At 66.5% G+C, this 24402-nt stretch carries 23 protein-coding genes and 1 pseudogene; 4 read left to right on the plus strand and 20 right to left on the minus strand.

The window, feature by feature from the left end; translation table 11 throughout:
• From ACYSM9_RS20330 to ACYSM9_RS20345, 4 genes are all read right to left on the minus strand, one after another.
• Positions 1-1543 (minus strand): thiamine pyrophosphate-dependent enzyme (locus ACYSM9_RS20330; RefSeq protein WP_461858781.1); only part of this gene is annotated, 1543 nt, incomplete at its 3' end.
• A gap of 32 nt (positions 1544-1575) precedes the next feature.
• Complete coding sequence (locus ACYSM9_RS20335; protein ID WP_461858759.1) at positions 1576-2511, minus strand: Cgl0159 family (beta/alpha)8-fold protein; 936 nt, start codon at positions 2509-2511, stop codon at positions 1576-1578.
• Complete coding sequence (gene iolC / locus ACYSM9_RS20340; protein ID WP_461858760.1) at positions 2508-3521, minus strand: 5-dehydro-2-deoxygluconokinase; 1014 nt, start codon at positions 3519-3521, stop codon at positions 2508-2510. Before iolC ends, ACYSM9_RS20335 begins: the two co-directional genes overlap by 4 nt.
• Before the next feature lie 175 nt (positions 3522-3696).
• Complete coding sequence (locus ACYSM9_RS20345; protein WP_461858761.1) at positions 3697-4101, minus strand: tautomerase family protein; 405 nt, start codon at positions 4099-4101, stop codon at positions 3697-3699.
• A gap of 154 nt (positions 4102-4255) precedes the next feature.
• Between ACYSM9_RS20345 and ACYSM9_RS20350 the strand changes: the two genes are divergently transcribed.
• Together ACYSM9_RS20350 and ACYSM9_RS20355 are read left to right on the plus strand one after the other, a co-directional pair.
• Positions 4256-4615, plus strand: a complete 360-nt coding sequence (locus tag ACYSM9_RS20350) for an ArsR/SmtB family transcription factor (protein WP_461858762.1) — start codon at positions 4256-4258, stop codon at positions 4613-4615.
• Positions 4612-5094, plus strand: a complete 483-nt coding sequence (locus tag ACYSM9_RS20355) for an SRPBCC family protein (RefSeq protein WP_461858763.1) — start codon at positions 4612-4614, stop codon at positions 5092-5094. Before ACYSM9_RS20350 ends, ACYSM9_RS20355 begins: the two co-directional genes overlap by 4 nt.
• Here ACYSM9_RS20355 and ACYSM9_RS20360 read toward each other — a convergent pair.
• The 15 genes from ACYSM9_RS20360 to ACYSM9_RS20430 form a co-directional block, all read right to left on the minus strand.
• Positions 5052-5858, minus strand: coding sequence for a triose-phosphate isomerase family protein (locus tag ACYSM9_RS20360; protein ID WP_461858764.1), 807 nt, complete (start codon positions 5856-5858; stop codon positions 5052-5054). The genes ACYSM9_RS20355 and ACYSM9_RS20360 overlap by 43 nt on opposite strands.
• Before the next feature lie 25 nt (positions 5859-5883).
• The gene (locus tag ACYSM9_RS20365) at positions 5884-7230 is read right to left on the minus strand and encodes an MFS transporter (RefSeq protein ID WP_461858765.1); all 1347 of its coding nucleotides are present in this window, start codon (positions 7228-7230) and stop codon (positions 5884-5886) included.
• Positions 7231-7321: 91 nt separating this feature from the next.
• On the minus strand, positions 7322-8089 hold the full coding sequence (locus ACYSM9_RS20370) for an SDR family NAD(P)-dependent oxidoreductase (protein WP_461858766.1): 768 nt from the start codon (positions 8087-8089) through the stop codon (positions 7322-7324).
• Positions 8090-8118: 29 nt separating this feature from the next.
• A complete protein-coding gene (locus ACYSM9_RS20375; protein ID WP_461858767.1) occupies positions 8119-9072 on the minus strand; it encodes a 3-hydroxyacyl-CoA dehydrogenase family protein in 954 nt (317 codons plus the stop codon).
• Positions 9069-9563: a ribose-5-phosphate isomerase gene (locus tag ACYSM9_RS20380; RefSeq protein ID WP_461858768.1), complete on the minus strand. Its 495-nt coding sequence runs from the start codon at positions 9561-9563 to the stop codon at positions 9069-9071. Before ACYSM9_RS20380 ends, ACYSM9_RS20375 begins: the two co-directional genes overlap by 4 nt.
• Positions 9564-9573: 10 nt before the next feature.
• On the minus strand, positions 9574-11295 hold the full coding sequence (locus ACYSM9_RS20385) for a dihydroxyacetone kinase family protein (protein WP_461858769.1): 1722 nt from the start codon (positions 11293-11295) through the stop codon (positions 9574-9576).
• Between the two features lie 35 nt (positions 11296-11330).
• Positions 11331-12329, minus strand: coding sequence for a sugar phosphate isomerase/epimerase family protein (locus ACYSM9_RS20390; RefSeq protein WP_461858770.1), 999 nt, complete (start codon positions 12327-12329; stop codon positions 11331-11333).
• Positions 12330-12457: 128 nt separating this feature from the next.
• A complete protein-coding gene (locus ACYSM9_RS20395; RefSeq protein ID WP_461858771.1) occupies positions 12458-13147 on the minus strand; it encodes a GntR family transcriptional regulator in 690 nt (229 codons plus the stop codon).
• Between the two features lie 117 nt (positions 13148-13264).
• On the minus strand, positions 13265-14041 hold the full coding sequence (locus ACYSM9_RS20400) for an SDR family NAD(P)-dependent oxidoreductase (protein WP_461858772.1): 777 nt from the start codon (positions 14039-14041) through the stop codon (positions 13265-13267).
• A 9-nt stretch (positions 14042-14050) separates the two neighbouring features.
• Positions 14051-15400, minus strand: a complete 1350-nt coding sequence (locus tag ACYSM9_RS20405) for an MFS transporter (protein ID WP_461858773.1) — start codon at positions 15398-15400, stop codon at positions 14051-14053.
• A gap of 225 nt (positions 15401-15625) precedes the next feature.
• A complete protein-coding gene (locus ACYSM9_RS20410; protein ID WP_461858774.1) occupies positions 15626-16357 on the minus strand; it encodes a FadR/GntR family transcriptional regulator in 732 nt (243 codons plus the stop codon).
• A gap of 196 nt (positions 16358-16553) precedes the next feature.
• A complete protein-coding gene (gene sucD / locus ACYSM9_RS20415; RefSeq protein WP_461858775.1) occupies positions 16554-17456 on the minus strand; it encodes a succinate--CoA ligase subunit alpha in 903 nt (300 codons plus the stop codon).
• Positions 17457-17467: 11 nt separating this feature from the next.
• On the minus strand, positions 17468-18637 hold the full coding sequence (sucC, locus tag ACYSM9_RS20420; RefSeq protein WP_461858776.1) for an ADP-forming succinate--CoA ligase subunit beta: 1170 nt from the start codon (positions 18635-18637) through the stop codon (positions 17468-17470).
• 224 nt (positions 18638-18861) lie between these two features.
• Complete coding sequence (locus ACYSM9_RS20425; RefSeq protein ID WP_461858777.1) at positions 18862-19569, minus strand: hypothetical protein; 708 nt, start codon at positions 19567-19569, stop codon at positions 18862-18864.
• Between the two features lie 87 nt (positions 19570-19656).
• A complete protein-coding gene (locus tag ACYSM9_RS20430; protein ID WP_461858778.1) occupies positions 19657-20328 on the minus strand; it encodes an NADPH-dependent F420 reductase in 672 nt (223 codons plus the stop codon).
• Between the two features lie 122 nt (positions 20329-20450).
• On the opposite strand from ACYSM9_RS20430, the gene ACYSM9_RS20435 reads away from it, so the two are divergent.
• A complete protein-coding gene (locus tag ACYSM9_RS20435) occupies positions 20451-21026 on the plus strand; it encodes a TetR/AcrR family transcriptional regulator (protein WP_461858779.1) in 576 nt (191 codons plus the stop codon).
• A 39-nt stretch (positions 21027-21065) separates the two neighbouring features.
• On the opposite strand, the gene pcrA is transcribed toward ACYSM9_RS20435, so the two are convergent.
• Positions 21066-23558: a DNA helicase PcrA gene (gene pcrA, locus ACYSM9_RS20440; protein WP_461858780.1), complete on the minus strand. Its 2493-nt coding sequence runs from the start codon at positions 23556-23558 to the stop codon at positions 21066-21068.
• Positions 23559-23691: 133 nt separating this feature from the next.
• Here pcrA and ACYSM9_RS20445 point away from each other — a divergent pair.
• A pseudogene (locus tag ACYSM9_RS20445) lies at positions 23692-24402 on the plus strand (HNH endonuclease); the annotation flags it as partial.

The raw sequence follows: 24402 nt of genomic DNA on the forward strand, positions 1-24402 counted from the left end.
TCTGGATCAGGACCACGATCAGCTTGATGCGTTCGGCGACGGCGGTGACCAGTTCCGTGTGCATCATCAGGTAGGAGCCATCCCCCACCATGACGACGACATCCCGCACCTTTTCGCCTGAGCCGCCGCCCGCCGTCGTGCTTTTCGCTTCGGCGATCGCGGCACGCTTGACGCCGAGGCCGCCGGGGATTTCGTAGCCCATGCAGGAGTAGGCGTATTCGACGTGGTAGCCGAACGGGTCCCGGACCCGCCACATCTTGTGCAGGTCACCGGGCAGTGAACCGGCGGCGCAGATGACCACGTCGCGGGCGTCCATGGCCCGGTTGGTGGCGCCGATGATCTCGTTCTGGGCCGGCAGCGGGGTGTAGCGGGTGTCGAAGGCTTCGTCGACGGTGGCGTCCCAGCGCTGCTTCTCTGCGGTGATCTTCTGCTCGAGGTCGGCGCCGACCCGGTAGCCGCCCAGGGCGGCGTTGAGCTTGACCAGGGCCTTGCGGGCGTCGGCGACGATCGGCAGCGTGGTGCCGTGCTTGTACGCGTCGATCGGGGCCACGTTGATGTTCACGAAGCGCACGTCCGGGTTCTGGAACGCGGTCCGGGACGCGGTGGTGAAGTCCTCGTAGCGGGTGCCGATGCCGATAACCAAGTCCGCCTCGGCGGCGATCGCGTTGGCCGCCGTTGTGCCCGTGGAGCCAATGGCACCGAGGCTGAACTTGTGGTCCCAGGGCAGGACGCCGACACCGGCCTGCGTGTTGCCCACCGGAATGCCGGTCAGCTCGGCGAACTTCGCCAGTTCGTCGTTGGCGTAGGCGTAGAGGACGCCGCCGCCGGCGATGATCAGCGGGCGCTTTGCCGCCTTGATCGCTGCGGCTGCGCGGGCGATGTCGTCGTCGTCGGCGTCGGGGCGGCGGATCCGCCATTCCCGCTCGGCCAGGAACTCGGCCGGGACGTCGAAAGCCTCGGCCTGGACGTCCTGCGGCAGCGAAATGGTCACCGCACCGGTCTCGGCCGGGTCCGTGAGGACGCGCAGGCCGTGGTGGAACGCGGAGAACAACTGCTCCGGGCGGTTCACCCGGTCGAAGAACTTCGACAGCGGCCGGAATGCGTCATTGACCGTGATGTCGTACGCGTAGGGCTGCTCAAGCTGCTGCAGGACCGGGTCCGCGGCGCGGGTGGCGAACGTGTCCGACGGCAGCAGCAGCACCGGCAACCGGTTGGTGGTCGCCAGCGCGGCGCCGGTTAGCAGGTTCGACGAGCCGGGGCCGATCGACGTGCTGATCGCGTAGGTCTGGCGGCGGCGGGTGTGCCGGGCGTAGCCGACGGCCTGGTGGACCTGGGCCTGTTCGTTCCGGCCCTGGTAGTACGGCATCAGGGTGGGGTCCTGCTGCTGGTACTGCTTGAGGGCCTGGCCCACGCCGGCCACGTTGCCGTGCCCGAAAATACCGAACGTGCCCGGAATGAGCCGCTCACGGTACTCAACACCGCCCACCGTGTCCACGGTGTACTGCCTGGAAAGGTATTCGACGACGGCCTGCGCCACCGTCATCCTGCGCGTTCCTGTTGTGGATCCCATGGGACTTACTCCGATACTTCTGTGGTGTGGTGCAGCAGCGAGGCGGCCGCGGCGACAGCGCCGGCAACGTCCCCGTCAGCCGGGTATAGCAGGGTGCGGCCCACGGTGAGGCCCTGCACGCCGGGCAGGGACAGGGCAGCTCCCCAGGTGGCGAAGACTTCGTCCTGGGACCCCTCCGGGTCGCCGCCCAGCAGGACGGTGGGCATGGTGGTCGCCGCCATCACCCGTTCCATCTCCGCCACGACCGGGAGCTTCATCCAGGTGTAAGCGCTGGTGGAACCCAAGCCCTCAGCGATACCGATGGACTTGATCACCGCATCCGTGGAGAGGTCGTTCTTGACCTTGCCGTTTACCCAGGTGGAGAGGAACGGCTCCACCATCGCGATCAACTTCCGCTCGGCCAGGGAATCGATGGCCTTCGCGGTCGCCTCGAGGGTGGCCACGGTATCGGGGTCGCCCAGGCAAATGCGGGTCAGCATCTTCCCGCCGTCCGCGCCCAGGGCCTCCAGGGCCGCGGCGGTGTGGCCGGTGAACCGGTCATCAAACTCATTGACCAACCCGGAAAGCCCGCCGCGGTTCATCGAGCCGAACACCAGCTTGCCGTCCAGGGCACCCAGCAGCAGCAGGTCGTCCATGATGTCCGGGGAGGCCAGGATGCCGTCCACGGCCGGGTTGGCCAGCGCGATCTGCAAACGGTCCAGCAGCTGGCGGCGATCCGCCATCGCCACTGGGTCGCTGCCAACAGCCAGGGCGCCACGGGCCGGATGGTCAGCAGCGACGATGAAGTTCTGCCGCCCGGACTTCAGTCCCGGGTGGCGGCGGCGGGACTTCGCGGCGCGCGCCACAGCCTCCGGATCTTCCAGCCGGATCGTGGTCAGGTGCTCGTAGCGGCGGGGGTCATCGTCCACGGCATTGTTTGAGGCAAGGGGTGTGAGGGTCACAGTGCTGCTCCTTCGGTGGCAAGCTGCGCAACAGTTCCGGGAACCGGGCGGCCGCGTTCGGCCAGCAGCGAGGTAACCTCGTCCGGCGTCGGCATGGCATCGGCGCAGGACAGCCGGGAGGCGACAATCGCACCCGCGGCGTTGGCATAGTCCAGGACCTGGGCCAGCGGCCAGCCGGACAGCAGGCCGTGGCAGAACGCTCCGCCGAAGGAGTCGCCGGCCCCGAGGCCATTCAGGGTTTCCACCGGGACCGGGGCGGAGACCACGCGCTCGGTGCGGGTCTTGGCCATCACGCCCTCGGGGCCGAGCTTGACGACGGCGATCTCCACGCCGGCGGCCAGCAGGCGGTCTGCCTGCTCATCTGGGGTCCCCTCACCGACCGCGACGGCGCATTCCTTGTCGTTGCCGATGGCTACCGTGACGTGCGGCAGGATCTTGGCCACCTCGGCGCGGGCCTCTTCCTCGGAGGCCCAGAACATCGGCCGGTAGTCCAGGTCCAGGATGGTGAACTGTCCCGCGGCCAGGCCGGTCCGGGGTCGGGCCTGGTGCGCGGCGATGTGGGCGGACCGGGACGGCTCCTGGGACAGCCCGGTGACCGTGGACCAGAAGATCCCGGCGTTGCGGATGGCGTCCAGGTCCAGCTCTTCGGCCTTGATCTGCAGGTCGGGGGCAGTGGGAAAACGGCCGTAGAAGTAGAGCGGGAACTCGTCCGTAGCCGGCTTGATGGCACAGAACGTGGCCGGCGTCTGGAGGCCTGCAACGGGGGTCACGAACGTGTCGTCGACCTTGAACTTGCGCAGCTCGCGGTGCAGGTACTCGCCGAAAGGGTCGTCGCCCGTGCGGGTAATCACGCCCGTGCGGCGGCCGTGGCGGGCGGCGGCAACAGCGACGTTGGACGGTGAACCGCCCAGGTACTTGCCGAAGGAATTAACATCCTCCAGGCCAACCCCGATGTCGTTCGGGTAGATATCAACGCTGATGCGCCCGATCGTAAGAAGCTCGTGGGTCACGGGAATCGTGGACCTTTCTGGTGTGGAACTCGGATCCTTTGAGCGGCAGGAGTTCCGGGACTGGCTGGCCGTGGCGTGGGCCACAGGCACTACTCTGCCCTAGATCCAATGTCCTGTCAAAGGTTTGTACTGACATACTTACAACAATTTTGGAGCGCGCTAATTTGTTGCCGTATTACTTCCTTGGGACGGCGAGCTCGCCCGTGACGTACTGCGCACGGCCAAAGCCGAAGGACCAGTCGCCGGCAGTGTTTTCGACGTAGCCGATAAAGACGTCTTCGCCGGCAACCCCTGCAGCCGCGAGCTTGTCCGCCACAGCGGCAAAGAGCCGCTGCTTGGCCTCCTGGGATCGCCCTTCCTGGGTGAAGATCTGGATCATCACCACTCCCCGGGTGCGGTCGAAGCCAAGACCGGCGTCCTGCGCAAAGATTTGCCCCTGCGGGTGCTCGGTAAGGATGTGGAAGTAGTCGCGCTCGGGAATGCCATATTCGGCAAGGATGGCGTCGTGGATTCCCCGACTGAGGCGCTGCAGCTCCTCCGCGCTTCGCCCAACGTTTACGTCAATTCGTACAAGCGGCATTCCATCTCCTGTTCAAAAAGTTTGTACTGACATACTAACAAAGATCCTTAACCGCAGACAAGACCCGAAAAGCCTTGAACGAGCCGCTCCTGGGGATTATCCTTAAACAACCAAAAGGTTGATCAACATATCAGTTGATCAAGAAAGGGTAGTGATGAACTCGGAGAGTGCTGGTCTGGACTCGGCCTTCATGGCCCTGGCCGATCCGGTGCGTCGGAGCATCATCGCCCGGCTGAGCCGGGGCCCGGCAACGGTCAATGAATTGGCGGAACCGTTCGAGATGTCCAAGCAGGCGGTCTCGAAGCACATCCAGGTACTCGAGCAGGCACAGCTGGTGACCCGCAGCAGGGACGCCCAGCGCCGGCCCGTGCACCTGAACCCCGCACGGCTGGAGGCGCTCACCGCCTGGATCGACCAGTACCGGCTGGTCCGCGAGGAGCAGTTCCGCAGCCTCGATGCCGTGCTTGAATCCAGCGCCGGGCAAGCGGCGCCCAAGGCAAAGGACAGGCCATGAGCAATCCACTGAAGATCACTGCGCCGGAGGGACTCCCCTACATCGACTTCGAGCGGGAGTTCGACTTCCCCGTCGCCGATGTGTTCCGGGCGCACAAGGACCCCGCGCTCGTCAGCCAATGGCTGGGCCCTCGGGGCATGAAGATGGAGATGGACCACTACGATTTCCGCACCGGCGGGAGCTACCGGTACATCCACACGGGCCCGGAGGGTATCCCCTACGAGTTCCGGGGCGTCTTCCACACGGTGCGCGAGAACGACTTCGCCCTGCAGACCTTTGAGTTCGGCGGCTATCCGGACTCGGTCAGCTTGGAGTCCATGACCTTCGAGGAGCTCGACGGCGGCCGGTGCAGGCTGCGGGGCCACGCCATGTACCAGAGCATGGAGGCGCGGGACGGCATGCTGCACTCGGGCATGGAGGGCGGCATGTCAGAGGGCTATGAGCGGCTGGACGAGCTGCTGGCGGGCGCGTCAGCCTGACGCAGGAGAAGGGCTTCGTCCAGCACGCGGCCCAGGTTCGCGGCGTCATGGGCGAAGCGGCCCAGGAAGAGTCCATCGGCGGCAGGAAGCTGGGGAAGCAGCCCGGGCCCGGCACTGCCGCCATAGATCACGCGGCAGTCCGGACCCAGGGCCGCCCGGACCAGCGCCAGGACGGCGTTGACATGGTGCGGCGGCGCGGGCGCTTCCGCCCCGATCGCCCACACCGGTTCATAGGCGAGGACCAGGCTTCTGAGAAGAGCGGCGTCACCGTCCGTGGCTGCCCTCACCTGCCCGAGGCAAAAGTCGGCGGCAGCACCGGCGTCGAGCCTGTCAGGCTCACCAATGCAGAGCAGCGGGGTGAGGGAATGGCCGACGGCGGCCCGCACCTTGCGGGCCACCACGCCGTCGTCCTCGCCAAAGAGTTTGCGCCGCTCGGCGTGGCCGATTTCCACCAGCGAGACGCCAAGTTCGGCCAGCATGCCGGGGCTGACTTCCCCGGTCAGCGGGCCGTCACCCCAGGCGCAGTTTTGCGCACCAAGCAGGACGGCCGAGCCGGCCAGGATGCGGGCGGCGGGTTCCAGGACGGGGAAGGACGGGATGACGAAGACCCGGACCGGGGAGTCGTGCCCCAGTCCGGGCCTGGCGTCAACCACGGAGTGGACCTCCGACAGCCAGCGAAGGCTTGCCTGGTATCCCAGGTACATCTTGGTGCTGACACCTACATAGATGGTGCCGTTGCGTTCGCTGCTGCCGGAGGCGCTCATGGGTTTCCTTGGTTGGTGCGGATGCTCAGTCGAGCAGTTCGTCGGCCTTGTTCTTGAACCGCCTGGTGGCGAACATCATCGCTGCCGCCACGAACGGCAGGACGCCCAGGGCGTAGACACCCATGGAGCCGGTGGGTGACTGGGTCGCCTCGTTGACGGCGGTCCGCAGGATGGGTGCCACGAAACCGCCCAGGTTGCCCAGGGAGTTGATCAGCCCGATGCCTGCCGCTGCGGCTGAACCGGCGAGGAACGCCGTCGGATAGGACCACACCACCGGGCCCACGGCCAGGAAACTGCAGACGGCCAGGGTGATGAAGACCATGCCGATGACCGGCTGGTGGTTGGTGCCCGCCCAGGCGGAGCCAAAGATGCACAGGCCGGTCGAGATGAACAGGATGGTGCCAAACTTCCGGCGCCTGGCCACGGTGTTGGCGGCCCGGCCGATGAAGTAGCAGGCGAAGATGCCGAAGAACCAGGGCACGGCGATCAGCAGTCCGACGGCGAGCCCCACCTTCTGTCCGGTCAGGGACGAGACCTGCTGCGGCAGGAAGAAGGTCACGCCATACACGGCAATCTGCAGGCAGAAGTAGATCGCGGTGAAGTACCAGACCCGGCCGTTGCGCATGGCGGCCAGGATGCCGCGGGGGCCATGCTCGTCCTTGATGTTGTCCTCAAGGGCCATGACTTCCTTCAGCGCGTACTTTTCGTCGCGGCTGAGGAACTTTGCCTTCTCCGGACCATTGATCAGGAAGAAGAAGGCTGCGATGCCTGCCACGACGGCGAGCATGCCTTCGACGAAGAACATGACCTGCCAGCCGCGCAGGCCCGGGACCTGGTCGCCGATGTTGATCAGCCAGCCGGACAGCGGGTTGCCGATCATCTGCGAGAACGGCTGGGCCAGGTAGAAGATGGCGAACATCTGGACGCGGACCTTGTTAGGGAACCACTCGGCGAGGTACATGATCACGCCGGGGAACAGGCCGGCTTCGGTCACGCCCAAGAGGAAGCGCAGGATCACGAATGACGTCTCACCTTGGACGAAGGCGAAGCAGGCCGAGACGATGCCCCAGGTGATGGCAATACGGGCCAGCCAGACCTTGGCGCCGACCTTCTTGAGCAGCAGGTTGCTGGGGATTTCAAAGATGGCATAGCCGATGAAGAAGATGCCCGCGCCCAGGGCGAAAGCCGCGGCGGACACCCCCTTGTCCGCTCCCAGGGCCGCCTCGGCAAAGCCGACGTTGGTGCGGTCCAGGAACGAGACGACGTACAGGATGACCAGCATCGGCATCAGCCGGCGGGCCGCCTTGAAGATCGCGGACTTCAGGACCGGGCGGGCCAGGAGTTCCTTGGATGTTGCGGTGGTTTCAGACACAGCACTCTCCTTCGAGTGGTGGCGTGGGTGGTCCCGCGGGCCGATGGCCCGCGGGGTCTTGTTATGGCGAGGGTTACGGAAACCGGCGCCGTCAGTGCATGTACAGGCCGCCGTCGACATTCAGCGTCTGGCCGGAGATGTACCCCGCGTCCTCGCCGATCAGGAACGAGATGGCCGCCGCGACGTCGCGGGTGGTCCCCACGCGGTTCACCACGAGGTCCTTCACCAGCTCATCCTTGCGTTCCTCGCTGAGGGTGCCGCCCATGATGTCGGTGTCGATCGGACCGGGTGAAATGGCGTTGACGGTGATGTCATACTCGCCCAGTTCGCGGGCGGTGGCGCGGGTCAGGCCGATGACGCCGGCCTTGGCCACCGAGTACGGGGTCTTGCTGAACGTTCCGCCGCCGCGCTGCGCGGAGACGGAGGAGATGTTCACGATCCTGCCCAGCCGGTGCTTTGCCATGGATTCGGCGGCCCGCCGGGTGGCGTAGTGGACACCGTTCATATTGATGTTGACCACGCGGTCCCACTCACCGGGCTCGAGTTCGAGGTAGGGAACCGGTGAGCTGACGCCGGCGATATTGGCCAGCGCCACCAGCTGGGGCAGCTCGGCCTCGATCTCGTCGATGGCGGCGCGCACTGAGGCTTCGTCGCCGATATTGGCACCGGCGCCGTGGGCTTTGACGCCGTGCTTTTCCGCCAGTTCCTTGGCGAGGGTTTTGCTGGCGGCGTCGTCCAGGTCGATGACGCCGATGTTCCAGCCGCGTTCGGCCAGGTAGTCAGCGGTGGCCCGGCCGATGCCGCGTTCGGAGACGGCACCGGTAACGATTACCGTGCGGTCTGTGGGAAATGCTGTCATGAATATTCCTTCGAAAGTTTCTTGTGCCGTTAGTGCAGCGGGGCCGGGCCCAGTTCCTCGATGAGCTTTTGCATGGCGACGTATGCCTTGTTGCGGTAGGCCACCAGGGCTGCGGTCCTGTCGGCGGGAACGTCGAGGAACCCTGAACCGGTCTTGGTGCCGAGCTGGCCGGCGTCGACCTTTTCCTGGAGGATCTGCGGGGTGGCGAACCGTTCCGGGAAGCCGGTCTGCAGTGACTTGTAGCAGAAGGCGTAGACGTCCAGCCCTGCCATGTCCGCGATGGCGAACGGTCCGAAGAACGGCAGCCGGAAGCCGAAGGTGGTGCGGACCAGGGTGTCCACGTCTTCGGCGGTGGCAATGCCTTCCTCCACCACCTGGGCGGCTTCGTGGAAGAGGGCGTACTGGAGCCGGTTCAGCACGAAGCCGGTGACGTCCTTGACGGTGGCGGTTTCCTTGCCGGTCTCCCCCACGATGGTGCGGGCTGCCTGGACGGTTGCCTTGGAGGTGCCTTCGTGCGGGATGACCTCCACGCCGGGGATGAACGGGGCAGGGTTGGAGAAGTGGACGCCCAGGAAACGCTCCGGGTTGTCCACTACTTCGGCCAGTTTGGCGATGGAGATGGTGGAGGTGTTGGAGCCGATGATGGCGTCGGGCCGGGCGGCGGCGCTGATCCGGGCAAGGGTGGCGTGCTTGATCTCGAGGACTTCGGGCACTGCCTCTTCGATGTATTCGGCGTCCGCTACGGCTTCCTCGATGTCCTTGGCGGCCCAGAGGCTTTCCTTGAGGCGTTCGGTGGCGCCGGCCGGGAACAGGCCGGCCGCGACGAACTCGTCGGATTCCTTCAGCAGCCGTTCGTAGTTGCCCTGCGCGATTTCGGCGGAGACGTCGGCCAGGGCGACGCGTGCCCCGGCAAGGGCCAGGACCTGGGCGATGCCGCCGCCCATGTAGCCGGAGCCGATCACGGCGATGTTTCGGGTGCTCATGTGTTCTCAAATCCTTCCGACGCGCCCTCATAGGAGCAGATGGCGTCTACTTTGGCCGCGGATGCGGAGTGTTCATCGAAACGGTGGTCAAGCCATTCGCGCACGAGCTTCTTGGCCAGTTCCAGGCCGATGACGCGCTGGCCCATGGTCAGCACCTGGGCGTTGTTGGACAGCACGGAACGTTCCACGGAGTAGCTATCGTGCGCGGTGACGGCACGGATGCCGGGAACCTTGTTGGCGGAGATTGCGACGCCGAGGCCGGTGCCGCAGATCAGCAGGGCGCGGTCGGCCTCGCCGGCGGCCACCTTGCGTGCGGCGGCGACCGCCAGGTGCGGGTAGGCGGTGCTGTCGCCGGCGCCGACACCAACGTCCTCCACCGAGGCCACGCGGGGGTCGGCCTCAAGGAGTTCGCGCAGGGCGTTTTTGTATTCGACGCCGGCTTCGTCATTGCCGACGACGATGCGCCAGCCGGGGTGGGTGTTGTCGGTCATGCGGTTCTCCTTAGCGGCTTTCGATGGCGGCGACGTAGTCGGCCACCCGGGTTGCGATGAGGCCGAACGACACGGCACCGGGATCGGGGTGGCCCAGGCTCTTTTCCGCCAGCGGCCGCGCCCGGCCCCTCTTCGGGCTGAGTCCGGCGGTCGCGTCGGCTGCCCGTGCTGCCGCCCCGGCCGCCGCACGCAGGCACGTGGCCAGGCTGCCGCCGTCGTCCATTGCCTTGGTGAAGGTGTCAGCGAACGGAAGCAGCGCGTCCACCATGGTCTTGTCTCCCGCCTCGGCCTTGCCCAGCGTGACGATGGCATCGCGAAGGGCGTTGACGGCCGCCGCCGCATCTGCGGCGGTGTAGGCCTCCTTGCTGCCGAGGGTCCGGCCGACGGCGGTGACGGCGGCGCCCCAGAGGGCACCCGAAGTGCCGCCGGCGCGTTCGGCCCACTGCTCCCCCGCGGCCGCAAGGACTTCTTCCAGCCCTGCGCCGGCGGCGTGGGACTTTTCGGCGGCGGCCACGGCGGCATCCACGCCGCGGCGCATGCCGATGCCGTGGTCGCCGTCGCCTGCGATGGCGTCCAACTTGCCGAGCGCTGCTTCATGCTCGACGACGACGGACCGGGCTTCCTTCAGGGCGCCCACCGCCGTGCCGGCGAGCGCAGTCGAGGCCGGGGTGGCGGCCAGGGCCGCCGTCGTGCCGGCCTCGGCCAGTGATTCGACGGACCGTGCCCGGCGGGGCGCCAGGTTGCCCTTGCGGAAGGCGGGGGTGTCCGCGGGCGCGGACCAGAATCTCTCGAGTTCCGCGTCGAGCCAGAACAGTGTCAGGGACAGTCCGGACATGTCCAGGCTGGTCACCAGTTCACCGCACTCGGGTTCGACGATTTCGAGTCCGGCCTCCAGCAGCAGGGCCTCGACCTTGCCGAACAGCAGGAAGAGTTCGTCGTATTTCACCGTGCCCAGGCCGTTGAGGATGGGGACCACCCGGCCGCCGGCGCTTCCGGGTTTGTCCTTCAGCAGCCCGTCCACCAGGAGCTTGGCCAGTTGGCCGGCGGTTGGCAGGGGCTGCTCGGAAATGCCCGGTTCGCCATGGACGCCGAGTCCTACCGACATCATGCCTTCGGGGACGGTGAACAGCGGCTCTGCTGCCCCGGGCAGGGTGCAGCCGGCGAAGGCCACGCCAAGGGACCGGGTGTGATGGTTGGCCTTGACCGCCAGCCGTTCCACCTCATCCAGGTCCAGCCCGGCTTCGGCCGCCGCGCCCGCAACCTTGAAGACCGTGAGGTCGCCGGCAATGCCGCGCCGCTTGCCGATCTCTTCGAGCGGCGCGCTGGCGATGTCGTCGGTGACCAGGACCGTCCGGGTTTCGATGCCTTCGGCGTTCAGCCTTTCCTGTGCCTGGCCGAAGTGCAGGACGTCGCCGGCGTAGTTGCCATAGCTGAGCAGCACACCGCCGCCGTTCTGTGCCGCCTTCGCCACCCGGTAGACCTGTCCGGCCGCGGGCGAGGCGAACATGTTGCCGCAGGCGCTGCCCGCGGCCAGGCCGGCACCCACCAGGCCGGCGAATGCCGGGTAGTGGCCGGAGCCGCCGCCGATCACCAGTGCCACCTGGCCTTCGGGAGACTCGGTGGAGCGGACGACTCCGCCGTCAACGCGCGCCACGTACTGGCGGTTGGCGGCGACGAAGCCGTCGAGGGCGTCGTCCGCGAACCGGGCTGGATCGTCAAATATCTTTGTCATGATTCCTCGTTGAACCGGTGGGGATGCCTGGCGGCTTAGCGGGCCGCGACGGCTGCGGGAGCCTGCCGGCCCTGCGCCACCAGGCTGGTGCCGAGCGCGTAGCCATCACGTTTGGGAAGGACCTGGCGGCGCAGGTAGTCCTGGTTCGCGGCGGTGACGCTCAGGCCGTCGCCCCCGTAGTGCTCGGTGCAGATGATGCCCTGGAAACCGACGGAGATGGCGTACTGGAAGGCCTCCCGGTAGCTGATGAGGCCATATTCCATGGGTGCCGGCATGGCGACGTAGTGGTCGCGGGCCTGGTCCTCATCGCGGAGGTAGTTCTTCACGTGCCAGTAGTTGGAGTACGGCAGGGTCTTGTGCACGAGCTCGCGCCAGTCCTCGATGGGCCGGTGCAGGCGGATCAGGTTGCCGAGGTCCGGGTTCAGGCCAACGTTGGGCAGGTCGATGTCCTGGACGAGTTGCACGGAGGAATCCGCGGTGCCCAGGTAGGTGTCCTCGTACATCTCCAGCGAAACCAGCAGGCCCAGTTCGGCTGCGTGCTTGCCTACTTCACGGATGCGGGTGACCGCGTTGTTCCAGGCCTCCCTGTCCCCGGCCGGGTCCTTGTGGCCTTCGACGGTCCAGAACCACAGCTGTTTCTGCTGTTCGGGGGTGATGGCCTGGTGCAGGCCGATGGAGACAACTTCGCAGCCGAGGTGCGCGGCGGCTTCGAGGGTCCGGTGGGTGTAGGCCAGGTTCTCCTCCCACTTTCCTTCCTCGATGACGCTCCGGCGGATGGCCGAGATGGAGGGAAGTCCCAGGCCTGCCGCGGTGGCGGCGGACTTCAGCTCATCGAGCCGCGCGCTGGAGAGGTCTCCGGGGCGGACCCAGCTGTCGGTGAGGTCGGCGTTGCTGAAACCGGCGTCGGCCACTTCCTCGAAGACCCGCTGCCACTCGCTGGCGGGTGCGTCCTGGGCGGCGGACCCGTCGGGCCTGGTTCCGGGGAACTGCAGCAGGGCGGCGGCGATGGGCCAGTTTTCTGCGGTGTACGGCATTGTCACTCCAAATCCTCAATCACATTTCCTATAGGATCTATGTTCCAAGCGGGGCTGTCAAGGTCCAGGGGCTGCCTCCAGGCCGGCGGCGGGTGATGAACCGGTCCCTCTTCCGGGACCGCACGCTGTTAGGTGTGCACTTCGCTGTCGTGCTGCGAACGCTGCTTAACGCCCTCGATGTGGGCGATCATTTTTTGCCGGGCGAGGTCGGCGTCGCCGGCCTCGAAGGCGCGCAGGATTTCGGTGTGCTCCGCGATGGCGAAGTCGGCGTCCGTAACGCCCAGGCCACCGAAGAACCGGAACCGCTGCACCTGGCCACCAAGCGCGTTGTACGCGGACAGCAGGAACTGGTTGTCCGCGGACTCGGCGATGAGGCGGTGGAACCGTTCATCGGCTTCCCAGTAGGCGCGGAACTCGGAAAAGGACGGGCCGCGCGGAGCCGCCTTCAGATCCTCGATGGCCTCCTCCAGCTTTGCGGTCAGTCCCGCATCCGCATGCTTGCAGGCCATGAACGCGTTGGCGGGCTCGATGACCAGCCGGGCGTCCATGAGGTCGGACAGTTCTTCCGGGGAGAACAGCGGCGCCACCCGGTATCCGCGCAGGGCCATCCGCCGGACCATGCCCGTGGCCTCAAGGCGGGCCAGCGCCTCGCGCACCGGCGTTGGTGAGACGTCAAGCTCGCGCGCCATGCCGTCGATGCTCACCGGCGTTCCGGCCTCCAACCGGCCGTCCATGAGGGCAACAAGAAGTGCTTCGTAGACGTGGTCGGCGAGGACCTGCCTGCTGACGCCGCTCGAGGCCTGGTTCTTGGTTGCCATGTAGAAATCCTATAGCCGCAGGAACCGCGGCAAACCGCAGCTCCCGCCGTCGTCCTCCGTCCCCTGCCGGTGCCGCACGGATGGTGATCCGCCCGGCACCGGCAGCGGCGGCAGGTGTCAGGAGACCTGGAGGCCGCCGTTGATGTCGTAGGTGGCGGCCGTAATGTAGCCGGCGTCTGCACCCAGCAGGAACGCGATCAGGGCCGCCACTTCCTCACGGGTCCCGACGCGCCCCATCATGATCCCCTCGGACATCTGGGCCTTGCGTTCATCCGTGAGGGTGCCGCCCATGATGTCCGTGTCGATCGGGCCGGGGGCGATGGCATTGACGGTGATGTTGTGCTCGCCCACCTCGCGGGCCAGCGCGCGGGTAAATCCGAGGATTCCCGCCTTGGATGCGCTGTACGCCACCTTGGAGTACGTGCCGCCGCCGCGCTGGGCGGAGATGGAGGAGATGCTGACGATCCGCCCCAGCCGCCGTTCGATCATGCCCTTGAGCACCCGCTGGGACACGACGAACGTTCCGCGCATGTTGATGGCGAACACCTTGTCCCACTCCGCCACGGTGGTTTCCATGAAGGGCGTCGGGGAACTGATGCCGGCGAGGTTGACGAGTCCGACGATCGGCGGAAGGGCCTGCTCGATTTCGGTGATCGCGCGGTCCACCGAGGCTTCGTCCGAGACGTCGGCGCCGACGCCAATGGCCTTGACGGCCCGGTTGGAGCCGATTTCCGCGGCGGCCGCCTGGGCGTCTTCGGCGTTGATGTCCAGGATGGCAATGGACCAGCCATCGGCCGCCAGCCGGTCGGCGGTGGCCCGCCCGATGCCGCGCGCCGAGGCCGCTCCGGTCAGGACGACGGTGCGCTCTGCGGGAAAGGTGTGCTGTTCAGTCATTGATGTTTCCTAGTGGGTTTCGGCGGCTGGAACGGTTGCTCCGGGAGCGGAGACACCTTCCGGGCGCTTGCGGGCGTAAAGGTAGGTGGCGGCGGCGGTCACGGCGAGGCAGGCGGCAAGGAAGACCAGGCCGCTCTGGCTGTTGCCCGTAGCGTCCTTGAGGATGCCCACGATGTAGGGGGCCACGAAGCCACCGAGGTTGCCGAGCGAGTTGACCATCGCCAGCCCGGCGGCCGCGGCGGCGCCGGTGAGGGCGGCGGAGGGCATGGCCAGGAAGGGGGCGATGGCGGAGTAGATGCCCATGGCTGCCAGGGTCAGGAAGACCATGGCAAGCACGGCATTGACCGGCAGCAGGAAGCCGGCACCCAGGAGGCCGACGGCGGCGAGCACCATGCTCACGCTGGCATGCCAGACGCGGTTGCCGGTACGGTCGGACCGCTTGCTCCAGAAGTAAACGAACACCGCCGCGATGGCGTACGGGATGAAGACGATGAACCCCACCTGCGTTGCGTCGAACTTGCCCAGCGCCTTGACGATGGTGGGCAGCCAGAGTCCCAGGCCGTAGATGCCGCAGACCAGGCCGAAGTACAGCGCCGAGTAGGCGATGGTGCGGGGGTCCTTCAGGCCAGCCAGGAAGTTGTGGTTGCCGGACTTCTGCTTGTGGGCCAGCTCCGCGGCCATGGTGTTGGAGAGCCATTCGCGCTCCTCGGGCTTGAGCCATTTGGCGTGCTCGGGGCGGTCCGTCATGACGAAGGGGGTGATGATGCCGAGGATGATGGCAGGGATGCCTTCGATGATGTAGAGCCACTGCCAGCCGTGGAGCCCGGCAACGCCTTCGAGTCCCAGCAGCATGCCGGACACCGGGGCACCCAGGGCGTTGGAGATGGGCTGGGCAAGGATGAAGATGCCCAGCACGGTCACGCGCTGCGCGGCCGGGAACCAGAGGGTCAGGTAGAAGAGGATGGCGGGGAAGAAGCCGGCCTCCGCCGCGCCCAGCAGGAAGCGGATGACATAGAAAGTGGCTTCACCGTTCACCAGGAACATGGCGGTGGCGAAGATGCCCCAGCTGATGAGGATGCGGGCAATCCACTTACGGGCACCGTAGCGGTACATCCCGCCGTTGCTCGGGATTTCGAGCAGCGCGTAGCCGAGGAAGAAGATGCCGGCACCGAGGCCATAGGCGGCTTCGGTCAGGCCCACGTCGCCCTGCATGCCGAGCTTGGCGAAGCCGACATTGTTCCGGTCGAGATAGGCGATGAAGTAGAGGAGGACGATCAGTGGCATGAGCCGCCGGCGGACCTTGCGGAGGGTGGCCTCCCCCAGGTCACCGAGGGCGGGGGCTGCGGCGCGGGCGCTCATCGCTGCGCTCCGGTGGTGGTGTGGGGACCCTTGAACAGGGAATGCGCGCACATAACGACTCCTTTGGCTGGCGGCATTTTGGGGGGATATTGATATCAGATGTCTGATGTCTAGATGAGATTCTAGTCACAGGGTTGGAAGGGCGTCAACAGAGCGGGCAAGGAGCCGGGGCAGCCTTGGCTGCAGGCAGCTGCGCGGTTGGCTCAGCGGCGGAAAGGGCGGGACTTAGCCTGCCGTGGCGCCGGTGCGGCTTGCCTCGGCGAGGTAGTGCTCGTAGTCCTCGAAGGTCTGGGTGATGTGCGCGTCCATGGCGGAGCGGGCGGTTGCCGGCTCGCCGGACGCGATGGCGGCCAGGACCAGCTTGTGGTGGTGGATGGCATGGCGCTGCACGTCGGGAAAAGCGGACGTTGCCCGGCGCATGGCGAACAGGAGCGTCGACAACTGGCCCAGCAGCGCCGGAACGAACGGGTTGCCGGAGGCGCGCAGGATCCGGTCATGGAAGGCGATGTCAGCAACTGTCAGGGCGTCCACGTCGCCTGCATGGTGGGCGGCTTCCATCTCCTGAACGGTGCGTTCCATCGCGGCGATGTCATCGTCGCTGTGCCGGACTGCCGCCAGTTCCGCGGCACCCGTTTCCACCATGCGGCGGACCTCCAGCAGCAGCAGCGCCACCTGCTCGGAGGCCACCCCCCTGGAGGCGGACTGCATGATGGCGTCCAGGCCGGTCCACCGCTCGGGCGGATTGACGAAAGTGCCAAGCCCGCGTTTGACGTACACGACGTTCTGGGCTTTGAGGACATTCATGGCCTCGCGGGCCGTCAGCCTGCTGACTCCGGACTCCTTGGCGATGTCCGCTTCCGGCGGCAGGGCGTCGTCGGGCTTAATCTCGCCACTGAGGATGTGCTCGAGGACTTTGTCCACAACGACGTCCACCAGCGTGCGCCGTGCCTCTGCCATCCTGCTCCCCTGCCTGGGCGCCGTGGCCCGTTTTGCCTCTTAAACCCTACTCGACGCCGGACATCCGGGGCATGCGTTACGCAGTCCAGCGGCCGGAGGCGTAGTGCGGTGCCGTTAAACGGCAAACGCGGGGCCAAGCCCAGGCCGTTCCGTTGGACGGACCGGCCGGGGGTGGCCCCGCGTGTCGCAGTACTGCCTAGAGCGCGGCGTAAACCTCGCGGAGCAGCTTGGCGGTTTCGGACGGCGTCTTGCCGACCTTCACGCCGGCTGCCTCGAGGGCTTCCTTCTTGGCCTGGGCGGTTCCGGCGGAGCCGGAGACGATGGCGCCTGCGTGGCCCATGGTCTTGCCTTCGGGGGCGGTGAAACCGGCCACGTAGCCCACGACCGGCTTGGTGACGTTGGCCTTGATGAAGTCCGCGGCGCGTTCTTCGGCGTCGCCGCCGATTTCGCCGATCATGACGATCGCCTTGGTCTCGGGATCGGCTTCGAACGCGGCCAGGGCGTCGATGTGGGTGGTGCCGATGATGGGGTCACCGCCGATGCCGATGGCGGTGGAGAAGCCCAGGTCGCGCAGTTCGTACATCATCTGGTAGGTCAGGGTGCCGGACTTGGAGACCAGGCCGATCGGGCCCTTGCCCGTGATGTTGGCGGGCGTGATGCCCACCAGGGCTTCGCCGGGCGTAATGATGCCGGGGCAGTTCGGGCCGATGATGCGGGTGACCTGGTTGCCGTCGGCGTCAACCGTGGCCTGGGCCAGGGCCCAGAATTCGGCGGAGTCCTGGACGGGAACACCTTCGGTGATGACGACGACCAGGCCGATGCCGGCCTCGATGGCTTCGACGACGGCGTTCTTGGTGAATGCCGGCGGGACGAAGACGATGGAGACGTCCGCGCCGGTTTCCGCCATGGCTTCCTTGACGGTGCCGTAGACGTTGATTTCGGTGTCACCGTGCAGGACGGTGGTGCCGGCCTTGCGGGCGTTGACGCCGCCCACGATGTTGGTGCCGGCCTTGAGCATCAGGGCGGTGTGCTTGGTGCCTTCACCGCCAGTGATGCCCTGGACGATGACCTTGGAGTCCTTGTTGAGGTAGATAGACATGGTGCGTCCCTTTACTTAGCTGCGTTGGCGAGCTCGGCGGCCTTGTCGGCGCCCTCGTCCATGGTGGCGGCCAGGGTAACCAGCGGGTGGTTGGCCTCGGTGAGGATGCGGCGGCCTTCCTCGACGTTGTTGCCGTCGAGGCGGACGACCAGCGGCTTGTTGGCAGAGTGGCCGAGTTCGGCCAGCGCACCGACGATGCCCTTGGCGACAGCGTCACACGCGGTGATGCCGCCGAAGACGTTCACGAACACGGACTTGACCTGCTCGTCGCCCAGGATGACGTCCAGGCCGGCAGCCATGACCTCTGCCGAGGCGCCGCCGCCGATGTCCAGGAAGTTGGCGGGCTTCACGTTGCCGTGGTTCTCGCCGGCGTATGCCACGACGTCGAGGGTGGACATGACCAGGCCGGCGCCGTTGCCGATGATGCCCACTTCGCCGTCGAGCTTGACGTAGTTGAGGTCCTGCGCCTTTGCCTTGGCCTCAAGGGGGTCTGCGGCGTCCTTGTCCTCAAGGTGCGCGTGCTTGGGGTGGCGGAAGTCGGCGTTCTCGTCCAGGGAGACCTTGCCGTCCAGGGCGACGATGTCGCCGGCGCCGGTCTTGACGAGCGGGTTGACCTCCACGAGGGTGGCGTCTTCCTTCTTGAAGACGTCCCAGAGCTTGAGGATGACGCCGGCGACCTTGCCGCGCAGTTCCTCGGCGAAGCCCGCGGCTGCGACGATTTCGTCAGCCTTGGCCTGGTCGATGCCCACGGCGGGATCGATGGCGATCTTGGCCAGCGCTTCGGGGCGTTCGACGGCGAGCTGTTCGATTTCCATGCCGCCTTCAACCGAGCACATGGCCAGGTAGTTGCGGTTGGCCCGGTCCAGCAGGACGGAGAAGTAGTATTCCTCGGCGATGTCCGCACCCTGGGCGATCATCACCTTGTTGACGGTGTGGCCCTTGATGTCCATGCCCAGGATGTTGGTGGCGTGCTCAAGCGCTTCGTCGGCAGACTTTGCGACCTTGACGCCGCCGGCCTTGCCGCGGCCGCCAACCTTGACCTGTGCCTTGACAACAGTCACTCCACCGATCTTTTCGGCAGCTGCCTTTGCTTCTTCTGGGGTGTGCGCCACGATGCCGGCCAGCACGGGTACACCGTGCGCCTCGAACATATCGCGCGCCTGGTATTCAAACAGGTCCACGGTTTAGTGTCCTTCTACGTCGAAGTAGTTTCTGAACAGTCGGACACCATCGAAAAGACGATGACCGGGCTGCGGATTGCACGCACCGGCGGCCTGTCTGGAAACGAGCCACGCGGCGTAATGCTCCATGGGGAACTCTAGTCCTTTGGAGGGACCGGGCCGTCCCAGACTACCTCTTATGTGAGTAACGACACTATTCTATGAGGCGTAGAAAAACCGCGGATTTACGGGGTTTTTGGGCCCTCGGCGGGGGCAGCGGAAGGACTTCCGCCCGGCTCCGGGAGCAGTTCGTAACGTTCCGTGGAAACAAAGAATCCGACGCCGGCGGAGACGTTTCCGCATGCCACACCGCCGTTGTAGGCGGAGCAGCGGAGTCCGTTGCGCTCGAGGTTCTGCCCATCGGCCAGCACGTGCAGCTGGGCCAGCGGTCCGGACCTGCTCCCCCGGGGGCCGAAAGCGGCTTCCATGGATGTGACGCCGGAGCGGCACTCACCATACAGGGCGTTGTCGGGGGCCAGGAAGGCCACCCCGCCAAGGTAGCCCAAATTCGTTCCGGCGCAGTCGTCCCTGATGTCTGCGCCCCGGGGCGCGGGGTACCGTGCGAGTTCGCAGTGCGCCACCGGGACGATGGGCAGTTTATTGTTCCCGGCGTCGCTGTACCGGTTCTGCTCATAGGGAAGGTTCAGGTGTTCCCCACGGGCGGACGTGAGGGAGCAGGCAATGCTGCGGTCCTCCGTGATGAAGGACAGGACGTCCCCGCCCCCTGAAGAAAATCCCTTGGGGTCAGCCAGGGGCGCCTTGGCCAGCTGCTCCATCGGCGGCAGCGGCGGTGGGGGGACGTAGGAGGGGTCTTCGGTGGTCACGGAGCAGGCCGTGGCCACCAGCAGCAGGGCGGCGAGCATCCCCCAAACAGTCCGTCGCATGGCCTCCATTATGCCGCGCGGCCGGACCGACGGGGGACGCCCGCTGCGAGCGGCCACTCCCGGCGTTGCGGGGGCCGCGGATGCGGCCCCCGGAGGTCAGCGGACGATCTTGAAGTTGAATGCCGGCGTCCCGAGGGCGCCCCAAAGCCGGAGCCAGACGGGCAGCAGCATTTCGGTTCCCCGGGCCGTGCTGATGTCGCCGAGGTCGATGACGTCCTGGTGGCCAAAGTCCTTCAGCAGGGTGCCGACGGTGTCCTTGGCGGCGTCATCATTGCCGGAAATGAAGACGGTGCCGGGATCGGAGAGCCGGTCCGGGCGGGCCATGAGGTCGGCGTTCATGGTGTTGAGGGACTTCACCACGCGGGCTCCGGGGAAGGCCCGCTGGATCTGCTCGCCCAGCGAATCGGTGTCCTTCACGAACAAGGTTGGCGGCATGCCGTTGCTGAAGTCCAGCGGGTTGGCGATGTCGAGGATGATCTTGCCGTCGAGGTTTTCCTCCCCGGCCTGGCGCAGCACGTCGAGGGAGGCGCCGCCGTTGGTGGCATTGACGATGAGTTCTGCACCGGCTGCGGCATCGGCGAAGCCGGTGACGGCGATGCCGCTGTTTTCGGCTGCCCAGGCGGCGAAGGGCCTGGTTCCGTCAGCCTCACTGCGGGCAAGCGTTGCTTCGGGATCGCGGGTGCCCATGGCAACGGTGTGGCCGAGTTCAGCGAGGCGGGCGGCGATGGTCCGGCCAACCATGCCGGTTCCGAGGACTGCGGTCTTCATGCTGTTCTCCAGATGGTGTAGGGAGCGTCACCCTGATGTGACGGATCATTCCCAAGTTTGTGACGGATCGTTCCGTCTGTCAAACTAAGCAGACCGAACCGAGGATCTTAAGGAGTGTGCCGGTGCGCAGGACTGGTGAAGAAAACCGGCGAAATATCCTTCAGGTCGCCACGCGCCTGTTTTACACGCGCGGAGTCAGGGCCGTGGGAATGGATACCGTCATCAAGGAATGCGGGGTCGGCAACGCCACCGTCTACCGCCAGTTCCCCACCAAAGACGCCCTCGCAACCGCGTACGTTGAAGGCCGCGCAGATGCCTGGTTCGAGCGCATGCGCGAAGCTGCCGGCGAACATGGTGATCCGCGCGACAAGCTCATCGCCGTCTTTCACGTGCTGGCCACGGACTGCGCCGGGCCGACCTACCGGGGATGCCCCATGCTGAACACGAACACGGAGTTTCCCGAGGGGCAGCACCCGGCCCATCTCGCAGCGGTCAGCCACAAACAGCAGGTCCGCGACTGGTTCTGCTCCCTGGCTGGCACTGCCGGGGCCGATGACCCCGGCCGGATCGCCGACGAGCTCCTCATTGTCCTCAACGGGGCTTACGCCACCGCCGCCGTCCTCGACGGCGGCACCTACGGACAGCGCGCCGTCGACATGGCCCGCCGGCTCATCGCCGAAGCCTGCCCGGCCACGTAGCCATGGCCGCCTCCCCGGCGTGTGCCGGTGCGGAGGGGCTTAGGCGTCGAGCTTGGTGAGCGGCGCGTAGCGCAGCAGCAGGCGCTTTTCGCCGACGTCGAACGTCACCTTGGCAACTGTCTTGTCCCCTGCCCCTTCAAGCGCAAGGACTGTTCCGTTGCCGAAGCTGGTGTGGTTGACCCTGTCCCCCACGCTGACGGCGATGATTTCCTTCTGCGGCTGCACCCGGTTCTTGGCGATGAATGCAGGGACATCGGCATTGAACCCGGCGGACGAATCAGCCGCGGCACCGCGAGCGGTCCCGGCACCCCAGAATGATCCGCTGTACCGCCCTGAGCCAATCGAGCCGCCGCCTCCCCACGACTGCCGGCTGGTGCCTTCCCGCTTCCAATCCAGGAGCTCGGCGGGTATCTCCTCGAGGAACTGGCTGGCCGGGTTGTACTGGCTCTGGCCCCACATGCTGCGCACCTCGGACCGGGTGACGTACAGCCGTTTGCGGGCGCGGGTGAGGCCCACGTAGGCCAGGCGGCGTTCCTCAGCGAGTTCCTTGGGGTCGGTGGCGGAGCGCTGGTGCGGAAAGAGCCCGTGTTCCATGCCGGTGAGGAACACCACGGGGAATTCGAGTCCCTTGGCTGTGTGAAGCGTCATGAGGGTCACCACGCCCAGCCGCTTGGCTTCGGCCACCGCGGAGTCGATGTCCGCGCCGGGGGCGTCCGGAATCTGGTCGGCGTCCGCCACCAGGGAGACCTGCTCCAGGAACGCGGCGAGGCTGCCTTCGGGGTTCTCCTGCTCATATTCACGGACGACGGCGACGAGTTCGGCCAGGTTCTCCACCCTGGACTCATCCTGGGGGTCGGTGCTGGAGCGCAGGGCGGCGAGGTAACCGGTCTGTTCCAGGACGGCTTCGAGCGCTGCGGCCGCGCCGGAGCCCGCCGCCACTTCAGCCAGGTCATCGAGGAGTTTCACGAACCCGAGGACGGCGTTGACGGAGCGGGTGGCCATCCCGGGCGCCTGGTCCGCGCGTCGGGCGGCGGCCATGAAGGATATGCGTTCGCGCTGGGCCAGTGCGGCCACGGCGCCCTCGGCACGGTCTCCGATGCCGCGCTTGGGTTCGTTCAGTACCCGGCGGAGGTTGACGTCGTCGTCCGGATTGACCAGGACCCGCAGGTAGGCCAGGGCGTCCTTGATTTCCTTGCGCTCGTAGAACCGGGTGCCGCCCACCACCTTGTACGGCAGGCCGACCCGGACCAGGACGTCCTCGATGGAGCGGGACTGGGCGTTGGTGCGGTAGAAGATGGCGACGTCCCCGGGGCGGAGATTGTCCTCGTCCTGGAGCCGGTCGATTTCCTTGGCGATGAACTGTGCTTCGTCGTGCTCGTTCTCGCCCACGTAGCCGACGATCTTGTGGCCTTCACCCTCGGCGGTCCACAGCCGCTTCTCCGGGCGGTTGGGGTTCCGGGAAATGACGGAGTTGGCGGCGCTGAGGATGTTTTGCGTGGAGCGGTAGTTCTGTTCCAGCTTGATGGTGCGGGCCTCGGGGTAATCCTTTTCAAACTCCACGATGTTGCGGATGTCGGCGCCGCGGAAGGCGTAGATGGACTGGTCCGAGTCGCCCACCACGGTCAGCTCCGACGCCCCGGGCCCCTCGCCCACGATTTCGCGCACCAGGGCGTACTGCGCGTGGTTGGTGTCCTGGTATTCGTCCACCAGGACGTGCCGGAACCGCCGCCGGTAGGACTCGGCCAGTGCCGGGAAGGCCCTGAACATGAAGACGGTTTCGGCGATGAGGTCGTCAAAGTCCATGGCGTTGGCCTGGCGGAGCCGCTGCGTGTAGCCCTTGTAGACGTCCGCCACGGCCTGCTCGAACGGGTCGTTGTAGTTGGCCGCCGAGGCAAAGGAATCGGCATCGATGAGTTCGTTCTTCAAGGCGGAAATCTTGTGCTGGATGGCCTTGGGCGCAAACTTCTTCGGGTCCAGGTCCAGGGCCTTCGACACCTGCGTGACCAGCCGCAGGGAGTCGGCGGAATCGTAGATGGAGAAGTTGGACTTCAGCCCCACGTTTGCCGCTTCCTGGCGCAGGATCCGGACGCAGGACGAGTGGAACGTTGAAATCCACATGATCTTGGCGCGGCCACCCACCAGCGCCTCGATGCGCTCGCGCATTTCCGCCGCTGCCTTGTTGGTGAAGGTGATGGCCAGGATCTCGCCGTGATGGGCGCGGCCGGTGGCGATGAGGTAGGCGATCCTGTTGCTGAGCACCCGCGTCTTGCCGGACCCGGCGCCGGCCACGATCAGCAGCGCCGAGCCGGCGTGCTTCACCGCTTCCTCCTGCTGCGGGTTCAGCCCCTCCAGCAGCTTGGCGGGGTCCAGGCGGTGGCTCCGGTGTTGCCCTTCCGGTGCGCGCTCTGCGTGGACGTGGCCGCCGCCGGCCGGTGCCCCCACAGCGCCTTCCGAGGGCGACTTGGTGCGGGCGGTGGCTGCAGGAGCGGCCTTGAAGGGTCCGTCAGAGTACGGGTCAAACAACATATCCATGGTGCCTACAAGTCTAGGCGGTGGGACCGACAGGCTTTTCCTGCCTGTGGATTGCCGGTCGAATTCCCAGTCGTTATCCACATAGGGATTTCGGTTTGGTGCCGGTGTAACACCCTGCTGGAAGACTTTGGTTATGGAAGCGGTTTTGGGGACGGCAACAGTGCTGCAGGCGGAGCGCCAGGCGCCCGTGGCTGCTGGTTCTCCTCTGCCCACGCCTGCTCTTCCGATCGGATCCGTTCCCCTGTCTCCCACTCTTGCTGATGTTCTGGCTCTGCTGCGTTCCGTTCCGTCGGCCGCTGATGGTCCGGGTTTGATTGACCAGATCCGCGGGCTGGAGGACCTGAAATCCCTGGCAGCCGCCAAGCAGGCTGAAGCCGCCGTTGCCTTCGACCTGTGCCAGCGGCGGGAGCAGGCCGCCGCTGGCTTACCGGTAGATGGGGTGGGTGCCGGGGTGGCGGCGCAGATTGCACTTGCCAGGCGGGAGTCGCCGGCGAAGGGTTCCCGGCTGCTGGGCTTGGCCAAGGCCCTGACCGGGATGCCGCATACGTTCGCCGCTTTCCGGGCCGGATCGTTGAATGAGTGGCGGGCCACGCTGCTGGTGCGGGAAACCATCTGCCTGTCCGTTGAGGACCGTGCCGCGGTGGACGAGGAGCTCGCCGCCGACACCGGCATCTTCGCCGGCACCCTCACCGGCGCAGGCGACAAAGCCATCATCGCCGCCGTCCGCGCCGCCGCGTACCGGCGGGACCCCGCCTCGGTTGCCAAGCGTGCGTCCCGTGCCGTGGGTGAGCGGTGCGTGAGCCTGCGCCCGGCCCCGGACACCATGGCCTACCTGACCGCGCTG

Source organism: Arthrobacter sp. C152, assembly GCF_054890965.1.

Excerpts from the sequence above, each read along its gene's own strand:
- ACYSM9_RS20345 (WP_461858761.1), bottom strand. The coding sequence starts at position 4,101 with ATGCCGCTTGTACGAATTGACGTAAACGTTGGGCGAAGCGCGGAGGAG.
- ACYSM9_RS20350 (WP_461858762.1), top strand. The coding sequence starts at position 4,256 with ATGAACTCGGAGAGTGCTGGTCTGGACTCGGCCTTCATGGCCCTGGCC.
- ACYSM9_RS20355 (WP_461858763.1), top strand. The coding sequence starts at position 4,612 with ATGAGCAATCCACTGAAGATCACTGCGCCGGAGGGACTCCCCTACATC.
- ACYSM9_RS20360 (WP_461858764.1), bottom strand. The coding sequence starts at position 5,858 with ATGAGCGCCTCCGGCAGCAGCGAACGCAACGGCACCATCTATGTAGGT.
- ACYSM9_RS20370 (WP_461858766.1), bottom strand. The coding sequence starts at position 8,089 with ATGACAGCATTTCCCACAGACCGCACGGTAATCGTTACCGGTGCCGTC.
- ACYSM9_RS20375 (WP_461858767.1), bottom strand. The coding sequence starts at position 9,072 with ATGAGCACCCGAAACATCGCCGTGATCGGCTCCGGCTACATGGGCGGC.
- ACYSM9_RS20380 (WP_461858768.1), bottom strand. The coding sequence starts at position 9,563 with ATGACCGACAACACCCACCCCGGCTGGCGCATCGTCGTCGGCAATGAC.
- ACYSM9_RS20385 (WP_461858769.1), bottom strand. The coding sequence starts at position 11,295 with ATGACAAAGATATTTGACGATCCAGCCCGGTTCGCGGACGACGCCCTC.
- ACYSM9_RS20390 (WP_461858770.1), bottom strand. The coding sequence starts at position 12,329 with ATGCCGTACACCGCAGAAAACTGGCCCATCGCCGCCGCCCTGCTGCAG.
- ACYSM9_RS20395 (WP_461858771.1), bottom strand. The coding sequence starts at position 13,147 with ATGGCAACCAAGAACCAGGCCTCGAGCGGCGTCAGCAGGCAGGTCCTC.
- ACYSM9_RS20400 (WP_461858772.1), bottom strand. The coding sequence starts at position 14,041 with ATGACTGAACAGCACACCTTTCCCGCAGAGCGCACCGTCGTCCTGACC.
- ACYSM9_RS20405 (WP_461858773.1), bottom strand. The coding sequence starts at position 15,400 with ATGAGCGCCCGCGCCGCAGCCCCCGCCCTCGGTGACCTGGGGGAGGCC.
- ACYSM9_RS20410 (WP_461858774.1), bottom strand. The coding sequence starts at position 16,357 with ATGGCAGAGGCACGGCGCACGCTGGTGGACGTCGTTGTGGACAAAGTC.
- sucD (WP_461858775.1), bottom strand. The coding sequence starts at position 17,456 with ATGTCTATCTACCTCAACAAGGACTCCAAGGTCATCGTCCAGGGCATC.
- ACYSM9_RS20425 (WP_461858777.1), bottom strand. The coding sequence starts at position 19,569 with ATGGAGGCCATGCGACGGACTGTTTGGGGGATGCTCGCCGCCCTGCTG.
- ACYSM9_RS20430 (WP_461858778.1), bottom strand. The coding sequence starts at position 20,328 with ATGAAGACCGCAGTCCTCGGAACCGGCATGGTTGGCCGGACCATCGCC.
- pcrA (WP_461858780.1), bottom strand. The coding sequence starts at position 23,558 with ATGGATATGTTGTTTGACCCGTACTCTGACGGACCCTTCAAGGCCGCT.